This is a genomic window from Aliihoeflea sp. PC F10.4 (assembly GCF_054612275.1).
In genome coordinates this window covers 572,212-591,446 of sequence record NZ_JBTSWH010000001.1, presented here as the reverse complement: position 1 = coordinate 591,446, position 19,235 = coordinate 572,212, and the positions used below count along the sequence as shown (strand labels likewise).

The following is a 19,235-nucleotide window of genomic DNA, read 5'->3' as shown; positions in this document are numbered from 1 at the left end:
CTATTCGGCCGCTTCGCGGTGAACCTCGAGTTCGGCGATGTAGCGCTCCGCCTCAAGCGCCGCCATGCACCCCATTCCGGCCGCTGTCACCGCCTGCCGGTAGATGTCGTCGGTCACATCCCCGGCCGCGAAAACGCCGGGAATGTTGGTCGCGGTGGAATCGGCCGCGGTCCAAAGATAGCCGTTCGGCTTCTGCTTCAGCTTGCCCGCGAAAAGCTCGACGGCCGGCGCGTGGCCGATCGCCACGAAGATGCCGTCGACGGGCATGTCGCTGACCGCATTCGTCTTGATGTTTCGCAGCTTCAGCCCGGTGACGGATGGCGGCATCGGCGCCTTCTTCTCGCCGACTATCTCGTCGACGACATGATCCCACAGCACCGTCACATTGTCCTTCGCCATCAGGCGATCCTGAAGGATGCGCTCGGCGCGGAACTCGTTGCGTCGATGGATGACGGTCACCGATTTTGCGAGATTTGCAAGGTAAAGCGCTTCCTCGACCGCCGTATTTCCACCGCCGACGACCACGACATCCTTGCCGCGATAAAAGAATCCGTCGCAGGTCGCACAGGCGGAAACGCCAAAGCCCATATAGGTCTGTTCAGAGGCCAGCCCGAGCCACTTGGCCTGTGCGCCGGTGGCCACGATCAGCGCGTCTGCGGTCCACTCAGCGCCCGAATCCGTGCGTACGCGGAACGGACGTACGTCGAGATTCACTTCGGCGACGATGTCGCTGATGATTTCGGTTCCCACATGCTCGGCCTGGGCGCGCATCTGCTCCATCAGCCACGGTCCCTGAATGGGATCGGCAAAACCGGGATAATTCTCGACATCGGTTGTGATGGTAAGCTGGCCGCCCTGCTGCAGACCGGCGATCAGGACGGGTTCGAGCATCGCACGCGCAGCATAGATCGCAGCCGTATAGCCTGCCGGTCCGGAACCGATGATAAGCACAGGCACGTGACGGCCACCCATGGCGATACCCCTTTTAAAAACGAAGCAAGCGCATCGTTGCGCGTTTTGCAAAACCAACCCCGATCTAAGTATGATGCTGGGTGCGGTGCAAGGTATGATTGTCATTTCACACAGATGCGTCGGTCATGCGACGCCATTGCGAGAGCGCGGCGGGCCGTTGCCAAACGACGCGTTTTGAGTAATTTCCTTTCACGCAATTGAAAGATTCGTGCGCAACGTGAAAGACATGCCAATGAAGGTCGATCTCGACGCCATCGACTGGAAGATCCTGGCGGAGCTTCAGTCCGATGGCCGGATGACGAATGTCGAACTGTCGAGGCGGGTCGGCATCTCGGCTCCGCCCTGCCTGCGCCGCGTCAAGCGTCTTGAGGAAGCCGGCGTCATACGCGGCTATCGCGCGCTATTGAACACGCCAGATCTCGGTCTTCACGTCGTCGCCTTTTGCCTGGTCGGACTGCACCATCAATCCGATGCCGAACTCAAGGCTTTCGCGGAGCGCACCCGTGGCTGGTCCATCGTACGCCGGGCGTGGATGGTCTCGGGCGAAAGCGATTTCATGCTCCACTGTGTCGCCAAGGACCTTGCCGCCTTTCAGGCGTTCGTCATCGAGGAACTGACCTCCGCCCCCAATGTCGACACGGTGCGCACGGCGCTCACCATCCGGCAGATCAAGGACGAAGGGCTCGCGGCGATCGGCGAATAAAACCGTCGCTGCGTTTCAGCGAAACGGAATGCGCCCCCAGTGCGATGTTCCAAGAAGATTTTGAACGCTCCCCCTCACCGCGATCAGGCTCTTTCTGAAACCGGATACGATTTCGCGCCTGACCTTTCTCAGCGGGCCAAGCTTCGCGCGCGTCGTCAGCCGCTCTTCGTAGAGCTGGCTGGCACATTCGGAAGCTCTGCTGCCGAGTTTCAGTCCCTGAATGCATAAGGCCGGCACCATTTGATGTATGCGTGCCCGCGCGAACATGGGCCCTTTCGGACCGAAAAGGAAATCGTCGACCTGCCGGTCGATAACGGCGCTCGCATCGACCAGCATTTGCGCTGTGGCCCGGTCGAGCGCGTATGCGCCTGCGCCCAGATGCTTGCCGGTCAGCTTGTGCAAGGCGCGATCGCCAAACCGCATTGCCGGCTTGGTCGCAATGGTCGACGGGCTCATATATGTTTCGAGTTTGACGATGCCGGCCTCTTCGGGAAACCAGTCCGCCGAACGGAAGAAACGTTCGGCCCCCTCTCCCAGGAACATGTCGTCTTCAAGTACGACAGCGTGGCTGTGCTCGCTGTCAAGTAGCGACTGCCAACATCGCCTATGGCTCACGAAGCAGGCGATTTCGCCTTTGCTCATACGCCGGCCCTCGAGAGCATTCATGCTGTCGGCTGCGTCCAGTTCGCGGCCATCGGTTGCAGCCAACCGCGTGAACTCACAGCCGATGCGCCCGAATTCACTTCGCATATGGGCAAGCCGTTCTGGCGCTCGATCGAGATTGATGACGAGGATGAGCATGGTGATGGCTGAATTGAGTGACGGGATACGCAGATAGGTAATCGTACCCGCCGATAACAAGGTTGTTACTGCCGGCCAAGGCATTCGCTTCGAATACAAATTCGTTCGGCCGGAGAAAATTTGTGACAGGCCAAAGGTGTCGGTGAAGGGCCACCCGGAAGGTTCACTGACCTTCATTCCTGCAAGATGCCTCGAGATTGGAGCAACTGAAGCGCTTCCGTAAGCGAACGAAACGCTCTAGATGATGCCCGTTGAATGTATAGGAGACATGCCGGTGAAAGTTGCAGTGCCAGATAACGTCACGACCGTGCTGACGAGTTGCGGCCGCTGGGACCTTCTTATCGTTTCGCTCGACACGTTTCTCGAATATCACGAGCCAGGACGGTTCATCCTCGTCGAGGACTCGGCAGATCACGACTTCGCTCAAAGGCTCCGCGAGCGCTATCCGCAGATCGAAATCGTGCTGAACGACCCGCGTCTTGGTCAGCACAAGGCCATCGACCGCGTCTACGAGATGATCGACACACCCTACATCCTCCACCTCGAAGACGACTGGCATTTCCTGGGAGGCATGAATATCGAGGAGGGTCTCCAGCTTCTCGATTCCAACGATGCCATAACATCCGTATGCTTCGCGCGCTTCGATGGACTGAAGAAGCGGCAGCGCATTTTCAGGACGCGGATGAAATTCAACGGTCACGACTATGCCCGCATGAACAATGCGCATCGCGACTGGCACGGCTTTTCATTCTATCCCGGCGTGCTGCGGCGCGAGCTTTGGCTCACCCACGGTCCCTACGCGAAATTCCAGAACGAACGCACGATCTCGCGCTACATGAAGGATCAGGGCAAGGAGGTCGTCTTCCAGCTTCCCGGCGTCGGCGTCCATGTGGGATCGGGAAAGAGCGTTTACGATCCGGCGCGCGCCAATGAAAAACGCCGCGTGACAGGCTCGTTCTGGTCCCGGCTTCTTGGCCGCCCGCTTTACTTTTTCAACGGCAAATAGGACCGCCATTCCGGGCTGGTGGCGTCGAGCGCGTCTTCGACGTTGGCTTGAGGAAACGCAGCGTCGAAAGCAGCCGCGCGCTGGTAAAGCAGCCTGCCTTTATCGCCCGTCCAGCCCTTGAGCCATCCCTTGACGCCCGGCCGCACCAACTGGCGCGCGGCGGGCAGATCGACAATCGCTGATTTCCCGATACGCTCCAGTCGCCTTATGTAGCGGCTGCCCGGATTCTTATCGAGTTCGTAATTGGCAAAGCCCGCACCGGGCTTGAGATATTTCAGGTGCCAGTAGGCGAACCCATAAAAGCGGCGCTTGAGGCCGTGATGCCTCAGCTTTTCAAAGCGCCTGTCGCGCTCGAACCATGTGTCTTCACTGACCCGAAAGAACCAGTGGTCGCCATTGCCGCACAGAAGATCGCTGGCAGGCACCCCGAGGTCTCCGCTTTCCGTGCGCGCAAGATTGACGCCGGAAAAGCACGCCATGGAATTTGTCAGGACCGGAATATCCGCGCGAACGCGATTGGCGAGCGCAAGCATACGCGCGTCCATCGCCAGGTGATCGTCGTCGAGCTTGGTAACGATCGCCCGCGTCGTGCGAGCGAGTGCGAAATTATAATAATTCACCAAACTGTTTGGCGAGTCCGCCGGTTCGCGCGCGTGCTCGGGACTGCCGGGCGGATAGACCCGGTCGGTATAGTGGTACACCTTGATTTTCGGGCCGTACTCACTGGCCAGTCGCTGGAGAATGTCGACCGTACCGTCCGTCGACTGATTGTGGACTGCCACGATCTCGTCGAAACAATCGATGTGGCTGCGGATGGCGGCTTCGAGAAAGTCTTCGCCGTTTCGAATGCGCATGAAGGCGCTGATGCCCGGCTTTCGCTCCTGCGGCTTCAGATGACCGGGATGGAAGACATAGCCAGTGACGGTTTCCATCGTCATGTCGTCAGGTTTGTCAGTCTCAAGCGCCACCCTTGCTCAAGTTCGTCTTGCTACGCGCAAACCGCATGCGACGAACGTATTCACTCGCCCGGAACATCAGCGTTCCGATGCGACGATAAAAAGGATATTTGCCGCTATAGCTGTCGGAAATCGTGCTCGATTGCTCGGGTTGCAACGCGATCGCCGGCCGGTCAGTCATGAAAAACCTGACGCCGCCGCGCCAGCCGCGTTCGAGCGCCACGTCATAAGGCACGATCATCGGCTTCAATGCGTCGAGAAAACGCGCCGCCCCGTCCCGCGAAATCGCATAGGCGGCAGAACTGCCGACCGGACCGGCAAGGCATCGCCCGATCGCAAAGCCTTGCGCCGTCTCACCGTGCCGGACGAACCCGCGTGCACGAAAGCTGTAGAGCTTCACGACGTCCCAGCCCCGATACATCGCCAGATCGCGCATGAACGACATCGTGTCACTGGTGAAATCGACGTCGTCCTCGCAGATGAGTGCCGTTTCGGCTCCGCTATCGAGAAAGATGCAGATAGCCTTCATATGGCTGAGATAGCACCCCGCCTCGCCCTTCAGCATCGGCCGCCCGTTGACGCGCGAAAACGTTCCCGTTTCGACACCGGGCAGTGAAGTCAGATCGAGCGTTGCGCCGTCGACGCCGGGAACACGCTCGATCTCGATGCCGTTTCGCGCCGCGCTTTCGGCAACGCGGGCGTAACGATCGGGCGAACGGTCGAGATTGATGACGAAGACGGGTGTAGAAGAACTCGACTCACCGCGCCCGGTATCGTCACCGGCACCCTGATCGTGGGCTGCGGTCATCGACACCTCACCTATGCCCAGCGCAGTTCCACGATCTCATAGCCGCGCGCGCCACCCGGCGCATTGACCTCGATTTCATCGCCGACCGCCTTGCCGATCAGCGCGCGAGCGATGGGCGAAGAGATCGAGATGCGCCCCGCCTTCACGTCGGCCTCCTGATCGCCGACGATCTGGTAGGTCTTCTTTTCTTCAGTGTCCTCATCGACGAGAACGACCGTCGCGCCGAACTTGATGGTGTCGCCGGAAAGCTTGGTGACGTCGATCACCTCGGCGCGCGCGCAAAGATCCTCCAACTCGTTGACGCGGCCTTCATTGAGGCTCTGCGCTTCCTTGGCGGAGTGATATTCGGCGTTTTCCGACAGGTCGCCATGGGCACGCGCTTCCGAGATCGCTTCAATGATGCGCGGCCGCTCTTCCTGCTGGCGCCAGCGCAATTCCTCTTTGAGCGTTTCGAAACCTGTGGCGGTCATCGGGACCTTGTTCATCGCACTCGACCTTTCGTCGTCTTGTTCTTTGCTCTGGGAACAACGCAAAAGGACGGTCCGGCAGCCTTGGCTAACGAACCGTCCCAGTTCCTGATCCGGATAATATAGCGATCACGTGCAATTTTTCACGAAAATTCTTGGGCCAGTCAGCCATATCGCGCGAACCATGGCCTGCGGGGAGGACCATTTGATGGGAGCTTGGCCGTTTCCAGTCATTTGCTATAGTGCGCCCTGTGTTCAGGGAGGTGAACGTGCAGAATTCCGTAAGCCCCGAATTCGACCTGACGATCGATCCTGAAACGGTTCGCCTCTTCGTGCTCAAGGCGCGCGCGATTTCGGCGGCGCTGAGCGACGATTACGATGCCGGACACGAACATGAGGTCGAGCTTGACGATCAGTCCCGCGACAGTCACTCGCATGACGGATTGGCCGAGGAGGAAGAGGAAAATCTCACCGAATCCGAATTGCGCGCCTTGATCGAAGATCTGAACGTGGACGAGGCGGCGGATCTTCTCGCCATCACATTCATCGGCCGTGGCGATTTCGAACCAGATGAATGGGAGCAGGCCGTCTCCGAAGCACGTCCGCGCATCAACAAACGTCTGGCCGCCTATTTCCTTTCGATGCCGATGCTCGGCGAATGGCTGGAAGAGGGACTGGAGAAGATCGGCGCATGACGACGAATCGAAACGCAAAGTGACAACCCGTACGGGCGCCAGTCCTTGTTTCGCGCGTTATCCAACCATGCGCAGCCTGTCCCCCATCGCACTTTCCTGCATCCTGTTTCTGACCTTGCCAGCATTTGGGCAGGACGAACCGCCAATTTCGCTGCCCGATGAAGGACCGATCCCGCAGGATTCGCCGGCGCAACCCGCTGACCAGCCGGACATAGCGGAGGACGACGACGAGCAACCGGACGACCCGAAGTCGGTGCAGACAATGCCGGCAGAGGAAAAAGCCTGCCGCAGCCGCCTGCGCGAACTTGGCGTCACCTTTACCGAATATCCGCCGCAGTCAGAACCTGACGGCTGCGAGATGGCGCATCCGGTGACCGTCTCATCGCTCGGCGACGACGTTGCGCTTGAACCGGAAGCGGTCATGAACTGCGCGGCTGCGGAAGCGAATGCACAGTTTTTGAAGGACCATGCCCAGCAGGAGGCAACACGCCATATGTCCTCGCGCATCGACACGGTCAATCAGGTCTCCGCCTATGTCTGCCGCCCACGCGCGGGCACACGCAAATTATCCGAACACGCCTTCGGCAACGCGCTAGATTGGGGCGCGATCCTCTTCGAAAACGGCGAGCGGCTCGAAGTCCGGCAGCACCGCCGCGGTTCTCCCGAAGCACTCTTTTTGGCGGCCTTGCGCCGGCACGGATGCGGAATTTTCAAGACCGTGCTCGGTCCGGGAAGCGACGCGGACCACGCCGATCACCTGCATTTCGATCTGGCGGAGCGCCGCAACGGCTCGACCTACTGCCGATGAAAACGGCGCATTAACAACGCCGTCGAGGTTTTATTTACATTTTATGGTTACCGTTTGCCTGACGGGACAGGAAGCGGGTTCGAGTATCATGCGTAAAGCGTTCGGCGCGTTTTTGCCGGGCAGGGTCCGTGCTGCCGCAGGTCTTTTTGCGGTGACGACGATTGCCTTTGCCTTTTCTTCCTGTTCCGTCATCGACGTGATGTCGCCGGAGCCGCGTGTTGCGGTCGGCGAAACGACGTCCTCCATCGTGCCTTCATCGCCCGTGCCCTCGACCGGCATGCAGCGGCTCGTGCCGTCGAACCCGATGATGGTCGGCTATCCGCGCATGAACCAGCCGGTCGCGCCGCAAGGTTTCGCGATGCCGGCCGAGGAAGCGCAGTGCCGCCAGGAACTTCGCCGGATGGGCGTCACCTTCACAGACCTCGCTCCGATCAACGATGGCGGCTCGTGCCAGATCGACCATCCGATCCGCGTGAGCGGCCTTGCCGGCAATGTCGAGATGAAGCCCGCCGCCACGCTCAACTGCCAGATGGCGCTCGCCTTCGCCTCGTGGACGCGGCGCGAACTCGCGCCCTCGGCCCGCTGGCGCTATCTGTCCGGCGTCAAGACGATCCATCAGGGATCGAGCTATTCATGCCGCCGCATTGCGGGCACGAGTGTCGCTTCGGAGCACTCCAAGGGCAACGCGCTCGATGTGATGCGCATCGAACTTCGCAACGGCCGCGACATCGACGTGCGCAAGCCCGGCTGGTTCGCTTTCCGCGAGCGCGCCCTTTTGAACAATGTGCGTTCGGGCGGCTGCTCCTATTTCACGACCGTTCTCGGACCCGGATACAACGCCGCGCACGCCGATCACTTCCACTTCGACCTCAAGGGTCGCCGCAACGGCTACGTCGCCTGTCGCTGATTTTCCCGCTCGCGCAGAAGCGGCCGGTTTGGTAATGAGCATTCATGCTCACAATCGAAATCGCGATCGTCGTCGTTCTCATCTGCGTCAACGGCGTGCTTGCCATGTCCGAACTCGCCGTCGTTTCGTCGAGACCGGCCCGCTTGACGGCAATGATGGATGATGGCGTATCCGGTGCAGCCAGCGCCCTGAAACTTGCGGGGAACCCCGGCCGGTTTCTTTCCACCGTACAGATCGGCATCACCATGGTCGGCATTCTGTCCGGCGCGTTTTCCGGTGCCACGCTCGGCCTTCGCCTGTCCGAATGGCTGTTGACGCTTGGCGTGCCGGCGAGTGCGGCCAACCCGCTCGGCGTGGGTGTCGTCGTCGCAATCATCACCTATGGTTCGCTGATCATCGGTGAACTGGTCCCCAAGCAGATCGCGCTGAAAAACCCCGAGCGTGTCGCGGTTAAAATCGCGCCGACGATGAAGATGCTGTCGCGCATCGCCGCGCCTTTAGTCTGGCTCCTCGACATATCGGGCAAGACGGTCCTGCGGCTGCTCGGTCAGGACCGGGACGACGGGCAGAAAGTCACCGACGAGGAGATCAGCGCCCTGATCGCGGAAGCCGAAAGTTCCGGCGTGATCGAGACCGACGAGCGCCGTATGATTGCCGGCGTCATGCGGCTGGCAGACCGTTCGGTACGTGCGATCATGACACAACGCCTCGACGTCGACTGGCTCGATATCGACGCCGCGCCCGAAATCACACGCCGCAAGCTTGCGGCCGCGCAACATTCGCACATGCCTGCCGCCGAAGGCGGGATGGACGGAATGATCGGCATCGTGCGTACGCGCGACGTGCTCAGCCGCGTTCTCACAGGCGAGGACCTCGACCTGCGCGCGCTCGTTCGCACCGTTCCCATCGTCCACGACTACACGGACGCGCTCGATGTTCTGGCGACGCTTCGCCAAGCCGACATTCCCATGGCGCTGGTCCACGACGAATACGGAAATTTCGAAGGATTGGTTACGCCGACCGATATTCTCGGGGCGATTGCCGGCGTGTTCCGCTTCGATGACGAGGAAGAAGAGCCGGACGCGGTCGCGCGCGGCGACGGCTCATGGCTTCTTGCCGGTTCGATGGCGGCCGACGACATGGCGGACAGGCTCGCCATCAAACTGCCTGCGCGTCGGACTTACGAGACGGTGGCCGGCTTCGTCCTCTCGCAACTGAACCACCTGCCCGAAACCGGCGAGACCGTCGAAGCGCTCGGATGGCGCTTCGAGGTCGTCGATCTGGACGGGCGGCGGATCGACAAGGTTCTTGCCGTTCCGCTTATTACCGATCAGGCCGCCTTGGCCTGAGCCTCGTCCTTGTCGCGTGCAATCTTGAGCGCATGTGTCCACCAGGAAAGCTGGTCGAGCATCGCCTTGGCGCCGTCCTGCAGGAAATCGATGTCGACAAGCTTCTTGCCGCCATTGACCTCGACCATGACGGGCCATTGAATGTGAACCGCGGTCTTGATCGGCGCCATACCCGCCTCGACCGAGATGAGACGCAGATGCTCGACTGCGCGAGCGCCACCGACGCCGCCATAGCCGACGAAGGCGGCCGGCTTGTTCGCCCATTCCTTGACCGCGTAATCGAATGCGTTCTTCAACACGCCGGTTGGCGCGTGGTTATATTCGGCTGCGGTGAAGACGAAGCCGTCGAACTCATCCAGCTTGGCCTGCCAACGCTGCGCGACCTCGCTCTTGGACGGTCCCCACGCAGGCGACACTTCTTCGTCGAAGAACGGCAGCGGATAATCCTTCAGATCGACGATCTCGAAGTCGAGATCGGACCGGGCATCGCCCAGTTCCTTGATCCATTCGGCAGGGTGACCGGCAAATCGGTTCGGACGCACCGAGCCGATGACGATTGCGATTTTCGGTTTGGACATGAAGTGCTCCTGCAGTCTCGTCTTGGGAGTGGTAACTTTTCGATACCGACACTACATAGGAGACTTGGATAGAGCCTGCCAAGGAGGCACTTTATTGACACTCAGTAACCTGCACGACACCGAAACCTGTCGCGCGACCGGTGAAATCCTCGCCCGGATCGGCGACAAATGGACCATTCTCGTGGTCGAGATGCTGGGCGACGGCCCGCATCGCTTCAACGAATTGCGGCGGATGATCGGTTCGATTTCGCAAAAAATGCTGACGACCACGCTGCGCGGACTGGAGCGGGACGGTTTCGTCACGCGCACGGTCTACCCGTCGATCCCGCCACGCGTCGAATATGAACTCACGGATCTCGGCCGCGAGTTGCTGGTGCCCGTGCGGGCACTTGGCATGTGGGCGCGCGAGAACGGCGAACGCATCACGAAGGCACGCCGTGAGTTCGACGCGCTTTGCGAGGAAAAACAATAACTTGCCGGACTGGTGGGATTCGATCCGGCAGGAACTTGATTCGAATGATCAATCGGCCGGAATCGGCGTTGGCCTGCCGCCGCCGTCTAGCGCGACCATGACGAAATCGGCATGCGTCACCCGCTCCATCAGGTCCGACAGATAGCGCTGCGCCCATGCCTCCACGCGTAAGGTCATGGACGTGCGGCCAACCTTTGTGATGTCGATATAGATGCACAGCGTATCGCCGATCTTCATCGGCTTGGCGAACGCCATTTCCTTTACCGCCGCAGTTACCACCCTGCCCCTCGCCCGCTCCGCAGCGCGGATGCCGCAGGCAAGATCCATCTGCGCCATCACCCAGCCGCCGAATATGTCGCCAGCTGCGTTTGCATCGGCCGGCATGGCCAGGGTGCGCAGCGTCAGTTCGCCGATTGGATTGACCTCGTTGCGGTTCATGTCGTCCCTCTCCTGCAATGCCGTTTTTCAGTTAGCCGCCAGTCGCAAATTCCACAAGCCACGGCGTTCGCCGTCTCGCGAAGCGTTGCATGAACGCTAAGATCGCGAAGCAACGACTTGACGGGTGCAACCATCACAGACCAGACCTATGATTTCGTGATCGTCGGCGCAGGTTCCGCCGGCTGCGTCCTGGCCGAACGCCTCTCGGCGTCGGGCCGTTACCGTGTCCTCGTTCTGGAGGCCGGCGGTTCCGACAGGCGCTTTTTCGTCCAGATGCCGCTTGGCTACGGCAAGACCTTCTTCGACCCGCGCGTGAACTGGAACTACCGTGCCGAACCCGATCCCGGCCTTGCCGGCAATCAGGACCACTGGCCGCGCGGCAAGGTTCTGGGCGGATCGAGCTCGATCAACGCGATGGTCTGGGTGCGCGGAAATCCGGCCGATTTCGACGAATGGCGCGACGCCGGCAATCCGGGCTGGGGCTATGAGGACGTGTTGCCCGTCTTCAAAAAGATCGAGGACAACGAGGCGGGAAGCGACGAATGGCGCGGTCGCGAAGGGCCGGTCCACGTCACCGATCTGACCCGCATCGTCCACCCTCTCACCCACGCCTATCTTGCCGCCGGGCAGGAACTCGGACTGCCGCTGAATGCCGATTTCAACGGGCCGTCGCAGGAAGGGGTCGGCATCTATCAGATCACGACGAAAGATGGACGGCGCATGTCGGCCGCACGTGCCTTCCTTCGCCCGGCGATGGCGCGGCAAAACGTCAGGGTCGAAACGAACGCTTTCGCAACTCGCATTCTTTTTGAAAACCAACGCGCCATCGGCGTCGAATACATGAAAAACGGCGGCCGATATGAAGCCCGGGCCGGCCGCGAAGTGATCGTATCGGGCGGAGCGGTGAACTCGCCGCAGCTTTTGCAGCTCTCCGGTATTGGCCCCGGCGGTCATCTGCTCTCGCTCGGCATCGACGTGCGTCATGACAACGCTCATGTCGGCCGCAACCTTCAGGATCATCAGGGCATCAACTATAGCTGGAAGGCGCGTCAGAAGACCCTCAACCAGTTCCTGAGGCCGTGGTGGGGCAAGCTCATCGCCGGTTCGCGATATCTTGCGATGCGCGACGGGCCGCTCTCCATGAGCATGAATCAAGGCGGCGGCTTTTTTCGAACCGATCAGGCGCTGCCGCGTCCCAATATGCAGCTTTATTTTCAGGCGTTTTCAACGGTCCTTCCGCGTCCCGGCGAACGTCCGATCCTTTCACCCGATCCATGGCCGGGCTTTTCCATCGGGCTTTCGAACTGCCGCACCACCAGCCGCGGCGAGATCATGATCCGCTCCAGCGATCCGACCCAGCATCCAAAGATTGTCGCCAACGCCTTTTCGACCGAACATGATGTTTCGGAGATGCTCGCGGCGGTGAAATTCCTGCGCCGCTTTGCGAAAACGCGCGCGCTGCGCGACCTGATCGTCGAAGAGATGCTGCCCGGTTCGGCGGTCGAGAGCGACGAGGCGATCATCGAGGACTTCCGCCGCCGTTCCGGCACCGTCTATCATCCCGTCTCGACCTGCCGCATGGGGCCGGATGCAAACACATCCGTCGTCTCACCGCGCCTGAAGGTTCACGGCTTCGATGGGCTGCGCGTCGTCGACGCTTCGGTCTTTCCCTGCGTCGTCGCGGGGAACACAAACGCCGCCGCGATCATGACCGGCTGGAAAGGCGCTGAAATCATTCTGGAGGACCAGTCATGAAAATCACAGATGTGAAAACCTGGGTCGTCGGCAATCCGCCTCCGCAGATCGGCGGGCGCTATTTCATCTTCGTACGCCTGACGAGCGATGACGGCATCGTCGGCTACGGCGAGGCGTATAACGCGACTTTCGGTCCGCACCTCACCGCCCGCATGATCGAGGATGTCGCGGAACGCTATCTCGTCGGCAACGACCCGCACGACATCGAGACCTTCTTTCGCCGCGCCTATTCGTCGGGTTTTTCGCAGCGCCCCGACATTTCGATGATGGGCTGTGTCTCGGCGCTCGAAATGGCGTGCTGGGACATTATCGGCAAGGCGGCGGACAAGCCCGTCTACAAGCTTTTGGGCGGTCAGGTACATGAGCGCCTGCGCTCCTACACCTATCTGTATCCGCAGACCGGCAGCGTCTATCCGGGCGAAGCGGAAAACACAGAGCGGAACGTCTACAACGATCCCGATCTCGCCGCCGAATGCGCGCTCGCCTATGTCGAACAGGGCTTCAACGCAGTAAAACTCGACCCGGCCGGTCCTTACACCGCCTTCGACGGTCATCAGCCGCGCCTCGTCGACATCGACCTTTCGGCCCGCATGGTAAAGGCGATCCGCGAGGCGGTCGGGACCCGCTGCGATATCCTTTTCGGCACGCATGGCCAGTTCACGGCATCGGGCGCACGCAGAATGGCGAAGGCCATCGAGCCTTATGATCCGCTCTGGTTCGAGGAACCCGTGCCGCCGGATATGCCGGAAATCATGGCGGAAGTGGCTCGTTCGACCTCGATCCCCATCGCCACCGGCGAGCGGCTGACGACCAAATGGGAGTTCGCGCGCGTGATTGAGAACCGCGCAGCCTCGATCCTTCAGCCCGATCTCGGACGCTCGGGCGGCATTCTCGAAACCAAAAAGATCGCGGCCATGGCGGAGGCCTATCACATCCAGATCGCGCCACATTGCTATTGCGGACCTATCGTCGCCGCCGCGAACATTCAGCTTGCCGCCACCTTGCCGAATTTCCTGATCCTGGAATCCATCAGGGATTGGGGCGGTTTCCACGAGACCCTTTTGAAACGAAAAATCGAGTGGCAGGAGGGCTGGGTCATTCCGTCAACGGAACCGGGCCTCGGCGTCGAACTCGATGAGGCGGTCGCCGACGCGCACCCGTGGACAGGCAGCGATCTTCATCTGCACATGGAGCCACACCCACTCTTTCCCTGATGATCCGATCGCGTTTTTATTTCAGCAGCGCGAAAATTGTGATTTTTCACGCCATCGGCGTTCCCGAATCAGTGGATTACCATGCGGAAACGATCGGTTAGGCCCGATCCAACAAAGATTGGCATGCGTGGCGGCGTGCCGGTCAGAACGGGAGGCCACGATGAATACGCTTTCGATGCGCGCCCCGGATGCGCGAAAATTCAGCGATGAAGACTGCACGCGGTTGCGAAATGCGATCGACGCGGTGTTCGACGAACTCGGGCTCGATGCGGCGGCCCCGCGCCGCGCTATAGTGGAGGCTCGGATGCGGGACGCTTTCCGGCACGGTCCACGAAACAATCTGAACCTCGTCGACGCAGGCCTGCGCGCCGTCTGAACTCAGCAATTGCCGAGTTGTCCGGCGTATCGATTCGACATGGTCGTCGCACGTTGCGCGGCACGCTGAACGCCCGCGTTGTTACGCCATGCGCCGCGGGAATAGCCTGCGTGGCCTGAATAATAGGCCAGATAGAGATTGTAGGCATCGGTCTTGGAGATGCCGTTCACCCGGTTCGACGTCGAGTGATACCAGCCTACGAAATGGATCGCGTCACCGAAATTGGTGCGGCGCGCGCCATGTCTTCCGGTCTCGCGCTGATACCGCGACCACGTCCCGTCGAGCGCCTGCGAATAGCCATAGGCCGTGGACTGGCGTTTCCATGGAATGACGCCGAACAGTTTCGTGCGCGGCGGACGGGCGCGCTGCTCGAAATTGGACTCGGTGTAGATGGTCGCCATCAGGATCGGCACCGGCACGCCAAACTCGCGCTCGACGCGGGTAGCGTCCCGCCGCCAGTTTTCGAAAAAGCCCGACCGCTGCTCGAATATGGAGCAGGAATTCATGGTGTTCTTGGGAGCCGAGGCGCAGGCCGACAATGACAGCGCCACGAGAACGGCGACAAACACGATACGCATCGCAAATCCTCTCGTCTTAAGAGAATTGCTAAAGCGTAAACGTTAACAGTCCGTTTTGATTCGACTTTTCCCTTTCACGCTCACGCCTCCGAAGGGTGCGGCTGCGCAAGGCGACGCTCGCGAAACAGGATGTAGAGCCCCGCCGCCATGGTGATGGCGATGCCGAGCGCGGCAAGCCCGTTCGGCAGGTCGGAAAAGATCATCCAGCCGAACAGCGTGGCGAATGGAATTTCCAGATATTGCACAGGCGCGACGGTGGCGGACGGCGCGAACCGCAGCGACCACGTCATCAAAAGATGCCCGCACGTGCCGAGAATACCGATGGCGAGCAGCAGCCAAGTCTCCGTCGCGTTCGGCGTCACGATGCCGAAGATGGAATCGTCGCGTTCCCATGTGAAGGCAAGGAGCAGCACGATCAACGGTGTCGCCATGAATCCACTGACGGTCTGAAGCGCGAGCGGATCGCACTCCTTGGCGATGTGGCGCGAGACGAGCATGTAGAAGGAAAAGACGAAGGCAACGACGATCGGCAGCAAGGCCGGCCAGCCGACTTCCACGAAACTCGGCTGGACGACGAGCAGCGTGCCGATGAACCCGACCGTGCAGGCTGCGATGCGGCGCGGACCGACTTCTTCACCGAGGAATGTCGCGCCAAGCGCCAGCATGATGAACGGCATGACGAAAGCGATCGCCACCGCGTCGGCGAGCGGCAGATAGCGTAGCGACGAGAACATCGCGGCAATGCCGATGATATGCAGGACCGTGCGCAAAAAGGTGATGCGCAGCAGGCGCGGGCTCATGCGCAGCGAAACGCCGATCGCGAAGATGACCGGCAACAGGATGACCGCCTGGATCGCGAAGCGCACGAGAAGAAGCTGAACGAGCGGAATCGTGTCACCGAGGATCTTTGCGGTCGCGTCGCCGAGCGGGGCGACGGCGCAAAAGCCGATCATGAGGAGAATACCGATGAGCGGCTGGTCCTTGGTCATCTTCTGCGCTTAGCCGACCGCTTTGCGCGCGGCAATGGCGCAGGCAGAGCGCCCGCACCGGACCAGCGCGCGACCTCGAAGCGCAGCGTCGTCGCCTCGTCGCACCGGTTTTTCCAGGCGAGGAGGATTCCGAGGGTCATCTGCTCGAAATCGCGATGAAGCGCCGCGCTCCAGTGCGGGGCGCAGGCCGCGCCTTTGTCGATGTCGGTCGCCATGCAGCGGCGCGCGCGCCGGCATGCTGACTTCGGACACGCCTTCGGGCAACCGGCAATCCCCGCCTTGGCGCGATAGGCGGTGAGGATTTCTCCATCCGGCCAGGCTGGCTCGGCGAAAAGCGCGATCATCTCCGCCTCGATCGCGGCGATCTGTCGGGCAACGCGAATTTCGCGCGGCTCGTAAGGAGCATTTGGGGATGGGGTCTCGTCATGCATGGGCATCTCCTGAAATGCGCGCGCACGACTGCATCGCCGCGCCGAAAAGGCCGGATTTGAGAAAAAGGGAAACGGGCGATCGTCCGGTTCGCCTGTTTTTGTTTTTGTTCGCGACCCTGACGACCGCCCGTCGGTGGCTGTCACGCGCTCGGCCGGTCACAAATGCCAAAGGCATCCGCGGCTTTTCCGCATGGCGTATGGCTTGCAAGCAAGCGGCCCGCCACGCCGGCCTGTTCCGTGCCTTCACATGCCCTTGGCGAACCACGCTTCGGGGGGAAGTCACCGCCGCCCTCCCAAACCCCGGTTCCGGATCCGGTTCCCGCGAGAGCGATGGGACCGATGATACGGGAGGTGCTGAGGGTGGGGATAAGTTTTGTCGGAGATGGGGAAGCGGACTGGCAGCTTTTAGCTGGACAATCCGCTTGGCTGCCTGCGTAGGAAATCGGGTGGCTATCCACGCCATCAGTGTGCTGATGTTCGCGCAAAGGAGATTCTGATGCCAGCAGCGATCAAGTGCCAACCTATTTCTACTGACGTCGCTCAATCGCTTCGTTCCGGTGGCAAGGATGCCTACGGGCTACCACCGGAGAGGGCACGATCAGTTGGCCGCGATAACCCTTGTCGACATTGTTTGGACCTTATCCCAGAAGGGGCACGTATGCTTGTGCTCGCACATCGCCCGTTTCCCAAGCCGCAACCCTATGCTGAGACTGGGCCGATCTTTCTCTGTGAGGCAGCTTGTGAACGTTGGGTAGGCGACGGTTTGCCCCCCATTCTCAGTTCGAGCCCAGACTACCTACTGAAGGGATACAATCGCGATCACTGGATCCAGTATGGGACTGGCCGAATTGTTCCCACAGACATGATTTCAGACTACGCTACCGAGTTGCTGTGCCGCGAGGAAATCAGTTTTGTTGATGTTCGATCCGCTCGAAATAACTGCTTCCACGTCCGGATCACACGAGCAGAGCAAGGACCGTCTGTCGCCAATACTAAGGGCTAACGCGGGCTGCCAGCACATGAATGGTAGGAGGTAAGCGGATTGTAATGCCCGCTTTGAGCTTCCCTGCCTTCTGCAAAGAACGGCAGATATGGGGTCAGAAGCAGACACGATATCAGGGTGCGAACGGTCCCCACTTCCCTGCTGCTGCTGGCGCTATGCTGACGATCCTTCGGTCGCTCCGAGGACCTGAAATCGAGGCGCGAATTGGCTCTAGGCGAAACATCCGCTTTATGCGCTACCCATTTTTGGATGGGTCATACTCCATCAAGCATGCAAACCATGCACAAAATGACCCCTTTGAGAGCCCGTTAGAATCCGAAATACCGACGATTAGTGCCATTCTCGGGAAATTGCGAGTTCATGCTTCATCGGCAGCAGATGCCCGACGCTCAGGCTATGCGACGTGATCAGTTCTGCGTCAACCGCACTCCAAGGTTCTGGAAGAACCGGAGCAAGTAGCCGTCAGGGTCTGCAACAACAAACTGCCTGTTCCCTTCTTCTTGAGCACCGGTGCGATACCACTTGTCTTCAACTGGAAGATAAAGTGGATGCCCGTTTAGCGTGAGAGCTTCGACAAGAGGCTTTACCGAGGGAACTCGAATCTGGACATTCAACCCTTTTCCAAAGGGATAGATGTCAGGGAGATGCCCGTCATCGAAGGTGCGACCCTTTCCAATCTGATCGATCATCAGTTCCGCAGCACCCAGGCGAAGATAGCAAAATCCTTCCTCGGGACGCTCATAAGCGCACTCGAAGCCGAGTACCTGGCAGTAGAAGGACTTCGATTTCTGCCAGTCGGAAACAGCAAACTCCGGTACCAGTGCGTTGCTCATTTTTTCGTTCTCGCGAATCTGACGTTCCATTTTGGATGCATGAGACTTGCCTACAATAGGCTCTGGAGGGGGATCATGATTGACAGCATTTGCGTACAGCGGCGTCAGGTGGTTGAAAGGCGACGGTCCCCCCCCCACGGCGACCTAAAACTAGCGCTCTATGGCTCCTTTGAGAGCCTTGATTAAATCTGGATCGGCTATTTGGTGCCATTTCAGGAAATTGCGGGAGACCTGCATCGGCAGCAGGTGCCCTGAAAAACAAGAAACCGGAGGTGTGTTGCCTCCGGTGCTTTGCTTTTTCGGCGGTCATCGCGTCCCCGCTGTACCGCCTCACTACGGTGCCTTTCGGCGGCGCCAGCGGCAACTCTAATCCTTACTTTTTGTTCGTATCCTGGGGAGTCGAGCGCAGCGCGGCGGGGCAAAGCCTTGTAAGCTTCGTCTTGATAGGAGTGGAAAAGAGACAGTGAGCTTTGGGCTCTGGAGCTCAAGAAGCGGTCACTCCACAGGATGCCAAGACATATCAAGTCATTAGCCCGTCGCCGAAATTTTACCATTCGTCCTTCATGATGGGGCGTGAGAGACCTCGTTGCAAAGACCATTCGCCGGCCATGCACTCGAAGGTTTGATCCCTAAGATAAAAGAGGAAATGTCGACCATCCCATCCCCTAGTGACCGTTCTCAGCCAATCGAATGGTGCTGACCTGAGTGGATCATCCCCAACGATCTCGTAGAACTCTCCCCATTTTGGAGCGATGCTGGTGTATCGGCATTGCCCGCGATACCAGCCTTCATCGTTTGTAGGGCCAAGCCGCCATTGACGCGCACCAACAAAGGTCAACTGCGCCACTTCCTCTTTGCCGGCCTCGAACAGGAAGGGGTTGAGAAAGAAACTGAGGCGAACAGTGCTTCCCTCGACCTCTACGACAGGTCCTGGAGAGTTGGGCTCGGCATTCCAGCCATGGTTCAATTGTTTGAAGGACGGGCTGGACATGGTTCCGGTGAGGCTCTGTATTAAAGATCTCAACATGGGCACACTCTACGGCAGGTTTGAGGAGCCCGCGCGCAAATACTGGCAGGGCCGACATGGGTCCGAAAG

At 60.0% G+C, this 19,235-nt stretch carries 23 protein-coding genes; 11 read left to right on the top strand and 12 right to left on the bottom strand.

What is annotated here, in order from left to right; translation table 11 throughout:
- The gene (trxB, locus tag ACX82Z_RS02875) at positions 1-972 is read right to left on the bottom strand and encodes a thioredoxin-disulfide reductase (protein ID WP_459586640.1); all 972 of its coding nucleotides are present in this window, start codon (positions 970-972) and stop codon (positions 1-3) included.
- Positions 973-1,198: 226 nt separating this feature from the next.
- Between trxB and ACX82Z_RS02870 the strand changes: the two genes are divergently transcribed.
- The gene (locus ACX82Z_RS02870; protein WP_459586639.1) at positions 1,199-1,675 is read left to right on the top strand and encodes an Lrp/AsnC family transcriptional regulator; all 477 of its coding nucleotides are present in this window, start codon (positions 1,199-1,201) and stop codon (positions 1,673-1,675) included.
- A 15-nt stretch (positions 1,676-1,690) separates the two neighbouring features.
- Here ACX82Z_RS02870 and ACX82Z_RS02865 read toward each other — a convergent pair whose 3' ends face one another.
- The gene (locus ACX82Z_RS02865) at positions 1,691-2,536 is read right to left on the bottom strand and encodes a glycosyltransferase family 25 protein (RefSeq protein WP_459586638.1); all 846 of its coding nucleotides are present in this window, start codon (positions 2,534-2,536) and stop codon (positions 1,691-1,693) included.
- A 214-nt stretch (positions 2,537-2,750) separates the two neighbouring features.
- Here ACX82Z_RS02865 and ACX82Z_RS02860 point away from each other — a divergent pair, with 214 nt between their 5' ends.
- A complete protein-coding gene (locus ACX82Z_RS02860; protein WP_459586637.1) occupies positions 2,751-3,482 on the top strand; it encodes a glycosyltransferase in 732 nt (243 codons plus the stop codon).
- Here the strand turns inward: ACX82Z_RS02860 and ACX82Z_RS02855 are convergent.
- From ACX82Z_RS02855 to greA, 3 genes are read right to left on the bottom strand one after another with little or no spacing between them, the layout of a single operon-like run.
- Entirely contained in the window at positions 3,461-4,414 is a 954-nt protein-coding gene (locus ACX82Z_RS02855) for a glycosyltransferase (RefSeq protein WP_459586636.1), read from the bottom strand. The genes ACX82Z_RS02860 and ACX82Z_RS02855 overlap by 22 nt on opposite strands.
- A gap of 25 nt (positions 4,415-4,439) precedes the next feature.
- Positions 4,440-5,246 (bottom strand): glycosyltransferase family 25 protein, encoded by an 807-nt coding sequence (locus tag ACX82Z_RS02850; protein ID WP_459586635.1) that lies wholly within the window; start codon positions 5,244-5,246, stop codon positions 4,440-4,442.
- A gap of 11 nt (positions 5,247-5,257) precedes the next feature.
- Positions 5,258-5,731 (bottom strand): transcription elongation factor GreA, encoded by a 474-nt coding sequence (gene greA, locus ACX82Z_RS02845; RefSeq protein ID WP_459586634.1) that lies wholly within the window; start codon positions 5,729-5,731, stop codon positions 5,258-5,260.
- A gap of 251 nt (positions 5,732-5,982) precedes the next feature.
- On the opposite strand from greA, the gene ACX82Z_RS02840 reads away from it, so the two are divergent.
- The 4 genes from ACX82Z_RS02840 to ACX82Z_RS02825 all read left to right on the top strand — a co-directional run bounded on the left by ACX82Z_RS02840 (position 5,983) and on the right by ACX82Z_RS02825 (position 9,472).
- The gene (locus ACX82Z_RS02840; RefSeq protein ID WP_459586633.1) at positions 5,983-6,408 is read left to right on the top strand and encodes a DUF3775 domain-containing protein; all 426 of its coding nucleotides are present in this window, start codon (positions 5,983-5,985) and stop codon (positions 6,406-6,408) included.
- 67 nt (positions 6,409-6,475) lie between these two features.
- Positions 6,476-7,216 carry an extensin-like domain-containing protein gene (locus ACX82Z_RS02835; RefSeq protein WP_459586632.1) on the top strand — a complete coding sequence of 247 codons (741 nt, stop codon included), beginning with the start codon at positions 6,476-6,478 and terminating at the stop codon, positions 7,214-7,216.
- An 88-nt stretch (positions 7,217-7,304) separates the two neighbouring features.
- Positions 7,305-8,123 (top strand): extensin-like domain-containing protein, encoded by an 819-nt coding sequence (locus ACX82Z_RS02830; RefSeq protein WP_459586631.1) that lies wholly within the window; start codon positions 7,305-7,307, stop codon positions 8,121-8,123.
- Between the two features lie 44 nt (positions 8,124-8,167).
- Positions 8,168-9,472 carry a hemolysin family protein gene (locus tag ACX82Z_RS02825; RefSeq protein ID WP_459586630.1) on the top strand — a complete coding sequence of 435 codons (1,305 nt, stop codon included), beginning with the start codon at positions 8,168-8,170 and terminating at the stop codon, positions 9,470-9,472.
- Here ACX82Z_RS02825 and ACX82Z_RS02820 read toward each other — a convergent pair.
- Positions 9,454-10,050, bottom strand: a complete 597-nt coding sequence (locus ACX82Z_RS02820; RefSeq protein WP_459586629.1) for an NADPH-dependent FMN reductase — start codon at positions 10,048-10,050, stop codon at positions 9,454-9,456. The two genes, ACX82Z_RS02825 and ACX82Z_RS02820, sit on opposite strands and share 19 nt — an antisense overlap.
- A gap of 94 nt (positions 10,051-10,144) precedes the next feature.
- Between ACX82Z_RS02820 and ACX82Z_RS02815 the strand changes: the two genes are divergently transcribed.
- Positions 10,145-10,522 carry a winged helix-turn-helix transcriptional regulator gene (locus ACX82Z_RS02815; RefSeq protein WP_459586628.1) on the top strand — a complete coding sequence of 126 codons (378 nt, stop codon included), beginning with the start codon at positions 10,145-10,147 and terminating at the stop codon, positions 10,520-10,522.
- 48 nt (positions 10,523-10,570) lie between these two features.
- Here ACX82Z_RS02815 and ACX82Z_RS02810 read toward each other — a convergent pair whose 3' ends face one another.
- Positions 10,571-10,960 carry an acyl-CoA thioesterase gene (locus ACX82Z_RS02810; RefSeq protein WP_459586627.1) on the bottom strand — a complete coding sequence of 130 codons (390 nt, stop codon included), beginning with the start codon at positions 10,958-10,960 and terminating at the stop codon, positions 10,571-10,573.
- 117 nt (positions 10,961-11,077) lie between these two features.
- Between ACX82Z_RS02810 and ACX82Z_RS02805 the strand changes: the two genes are divergently transcribed.
- The 3 genes from ACX82Z_RS02805 (at position 11,078) to ACX82Z_RS02795 (ending at position 14,305) form a co-directional block, all read left to right on the top strand.
- On the top strand, positions 11,078-12,715 hold the full coding sequence (locus tag ACX82Z_RS02805; protein WP_459586626.1) for a GMC family oxidoreductase: 1,638 nt from the start codon (positions 11,078-11,080) through the stop codon (positions 12,713-12,715).
- A complete protein-coding gene (locus ACX82Z_RS02800) occupies positions 12,712-13,929 on the top strand; it encodes a mandelate racemase/muconate lactonizing enzyme family protein (RefSeq protein WP_459586625.1) in 1,218 nt (405 codons plus the stop codon). Before ACX82Z_RS02805 ends, ACX82Z_RS02800 begins: the two co-directional genes overlap by 4 nt.
- Before the next feature lie 160 nt (positions 13,930-14,089).
- The gene (locus ACX82Z_RS02795) at positions 14,090-14,305 is read left to right on the top strand and encodes a hypothetical protein (RefSeq protein ID WP_459586624.1); all 216 of its coding nucleotides are present in this window, start codon (positions 14,090-14,092) and stop codon (positions 14,303-14,305) included.
- 2 nt (positions 14,306-14,307) lie between these two features.
- Here ACX82Z_RS02795 and ACX82Z_RS02790 read toward each other — a convergent pair whose 3' ends face one another.
- The 3 genes from ACX82Z_RS02790 to ACX82Z_RS02780 form a co-directional block, all read right to left on the bottom strand.
- The gene (locus tag ACX82Z_RS02790) at positions 14,308-14,883 is read right to left on the bottom strand and encodes a transglycosylase SLT domain-containing protein (protein WP_459586623.1); all 576 of its coding nucleotides are present in this window, start codon (positions 14,881-14,883) and stop codon (positions 14,308-14,310) included.
- Positions 14,884-14,963: 80 nt separating this feature from the next.
- Positions 14,964-15,872 (bottom strand): DMT family transporter, encoded by a 909-nt coding sequence (locus ACX82Z_RS02785; RefSeq protein WP_459586622.1) that lies wholly within the window; start codon positions 15,870-15,872, stop codon positions 14,964-14,966.
- The gene (locus ACX82Z_RS02780) at positions 15,869-16,303 is read right to left on the bottom strand and encodes a hypothetical protein (RefSeq protein WP_459586621.1); all 435 of its coding nucleotides are present in this window, start codon (positions 16,301-16,303) and stop codon (positions 15,869-15,871) included. Before ACX82Z_RS02780 ends, ACX82Z_RS02785 begins: the two co-directional genes overlap by 4 nt.
- A 496-nt stretch (positions 16,304-16,799) precedes the next feature.
- On the opposite strand from ACX82Z_RS02780, the gene ACX82Z_RS02775 reads away from it, so the two are divergent.
- Entirely contained in the window at positions 16,800-17,306 is a 507-nt protein-coding gene (locus ACX82Z_RS02775; RefSeq protein ID WP_459586620.1) for a DUF1203 domain-containing protein, read from the top strand.
- 407 nt (positions 17,307-17,713) lie between these two features.
- On the opposite strand, the gene ACX82Z_RS02770 is transcribed toward ACX82Z_RS02775, so the two are convergent.
- Together ACX82Z_RS02770 and ACX82Z_RS02765 are read right to left on the bottom strand one after the other, a co-directional pair.
- Positions 17,714-18,139, bottom strand: coding sequence for a bleomycin resistance protein (locus ACX82Z_RS02770; protein WP_459586619.1), 426 nt, complete (start codon positions 18,137-18,139; stop codon positions 17,714-17,716).
- A gap of 547 nt (positions 18,140-18,686) precedes the next feature.
- A complete protein-coding gene (locus ACX82Z_RS02765; protein WP_459586618.1) occupies positions 18,687-19,130 on the bottom strand; it encodes a hypothetical protein in 444 nt (147 codons plus the stop codon).
- Positions 19,131-19,235 lie beyond the last annotated feature (105 nt).

Coding starts and splice junctions, on each gene's coding strand:
- trxB (WP_459586640.1), bottom strand. CDS start 972: ATGGGTGGCCGTCACGTGCCTGTGCTTATCATCGGTTCCGGACCGGCA.
- ACX82Z_RS02870 (WP_459586639.1), top strand. CDS start 1,199: ATGCCAATGAAGGTCGATCTCGACGCCATCGACTGGAAGATCCTGGCG.
- ACX82Z_RS02855 (WP_459586636.1), bottom strand. CDS start 4,414: ATGGAAACCGTCACTGGCTATGTCTTCCATCCCGGTCATCTGAAGCCG.
- ACX82Z_RS02835 (WP_459586632.1), top strand. CDS start 6,476: ATGCGCAGCCTGTCCCCCATCGCACTTTCCTGCATCCTGTTTCTGACC.
- ACX82Z_RS02795 (WP_459586624.1), top strand. CDS start 14,090: ATGAATACGCTTTCGATGCGCGCCCCGGATGCGCGAAAATTCAGCGAT.
- ACX82Z_RS02825 (WP_459586630.1), top strand. CDS start 8,168: ATGCTCACAATCGAAATCGCGATCGTCGTCGTTCTCATCTGCGTCAAC.
- ACX82Z_RS02765 (WP_459586618.1), bottom strand. CDS start 19,130: ATGTCCAGCCCGTCCTTCAAACAATTGAACCATGGCTGGAATGCCGAG.
- ACX82Z_RS02770 (WP_459586619.1), bottom strand. CDS start 18,139: ATGAGCAACGCACTGGTACCGGAGTTTGCTGTTTCCGACTGGCAGAAA.
- greA (WP_459586634.1), bottom strand. CDS start 5,731: ATGAACAAGGTCCCGATGACCGCCACAGGTTTCGAAACGCTCAAAGAG.
- ACX82Z_RS02850 (WP_459586635.1), bottom strand. CDS start 5,246: ATGACCGCAGCCCACGATCAGGGTGCCGGTGACGATACCGGGCGCGGT.
- ACX82Z_RS02830 (WP_459586631.1), top strand. CDS start 7,305: ATGCGTAAAGCGTTCGGCGCGTTTTTGCCGGGCAGGGTCCGTGCTGCC.
- ACX82Z_RS02790 (WP_459586623.1), bottom strand. CDS start 14,883: ATGCGTATCGTGTTTGTCGCCGTTCTCGTGGCGCTGTCATTGTCGGCC.
- ACX82Z_RS02800 (WP_459586625.1), top strand. CDS start 12,712: ATGAAAATCACAGATGTGAAAACCTGGGTCGTCGGCAATCCGCCTCCG.
- ACX82Z_RS02810 (WP_459586627.1), bottom strand. CDS start 10,960: ATGAACCGCAACGAGGTCAATCCAATCGGCGAACTGACGCTGCGCACC.
- ACX82Z_RS02785 (WP_459586622.1), bottom strand. CDS start 15,872: ATGACCAAGGACCAGCCGCTCATCGGTATTCTCCTCATGATCGGCTTT.
- ACX82Z_RS02780 (WP_459586621.1), bottom strand. CDS start 16,303: ATGCATGACGAGACCCCATCCCCAAATGCTCCTTACGAGCCGCGCGAA.
- ACX82Z_RS02820 (WP_459586629.1), bottom strand. CDS start 10,050: ATGTCCAAACCGAAAATCGCAATCGTCATCGGCTCGGTGCGTCCGAAC.
- ACX82Z_RS02775 (WP_459586620.1), top strand. CDS start 16,800: ATGCCAGCAGCGATCAAGTGCCAACCTATTTCTACTGACGTCGCTCAA.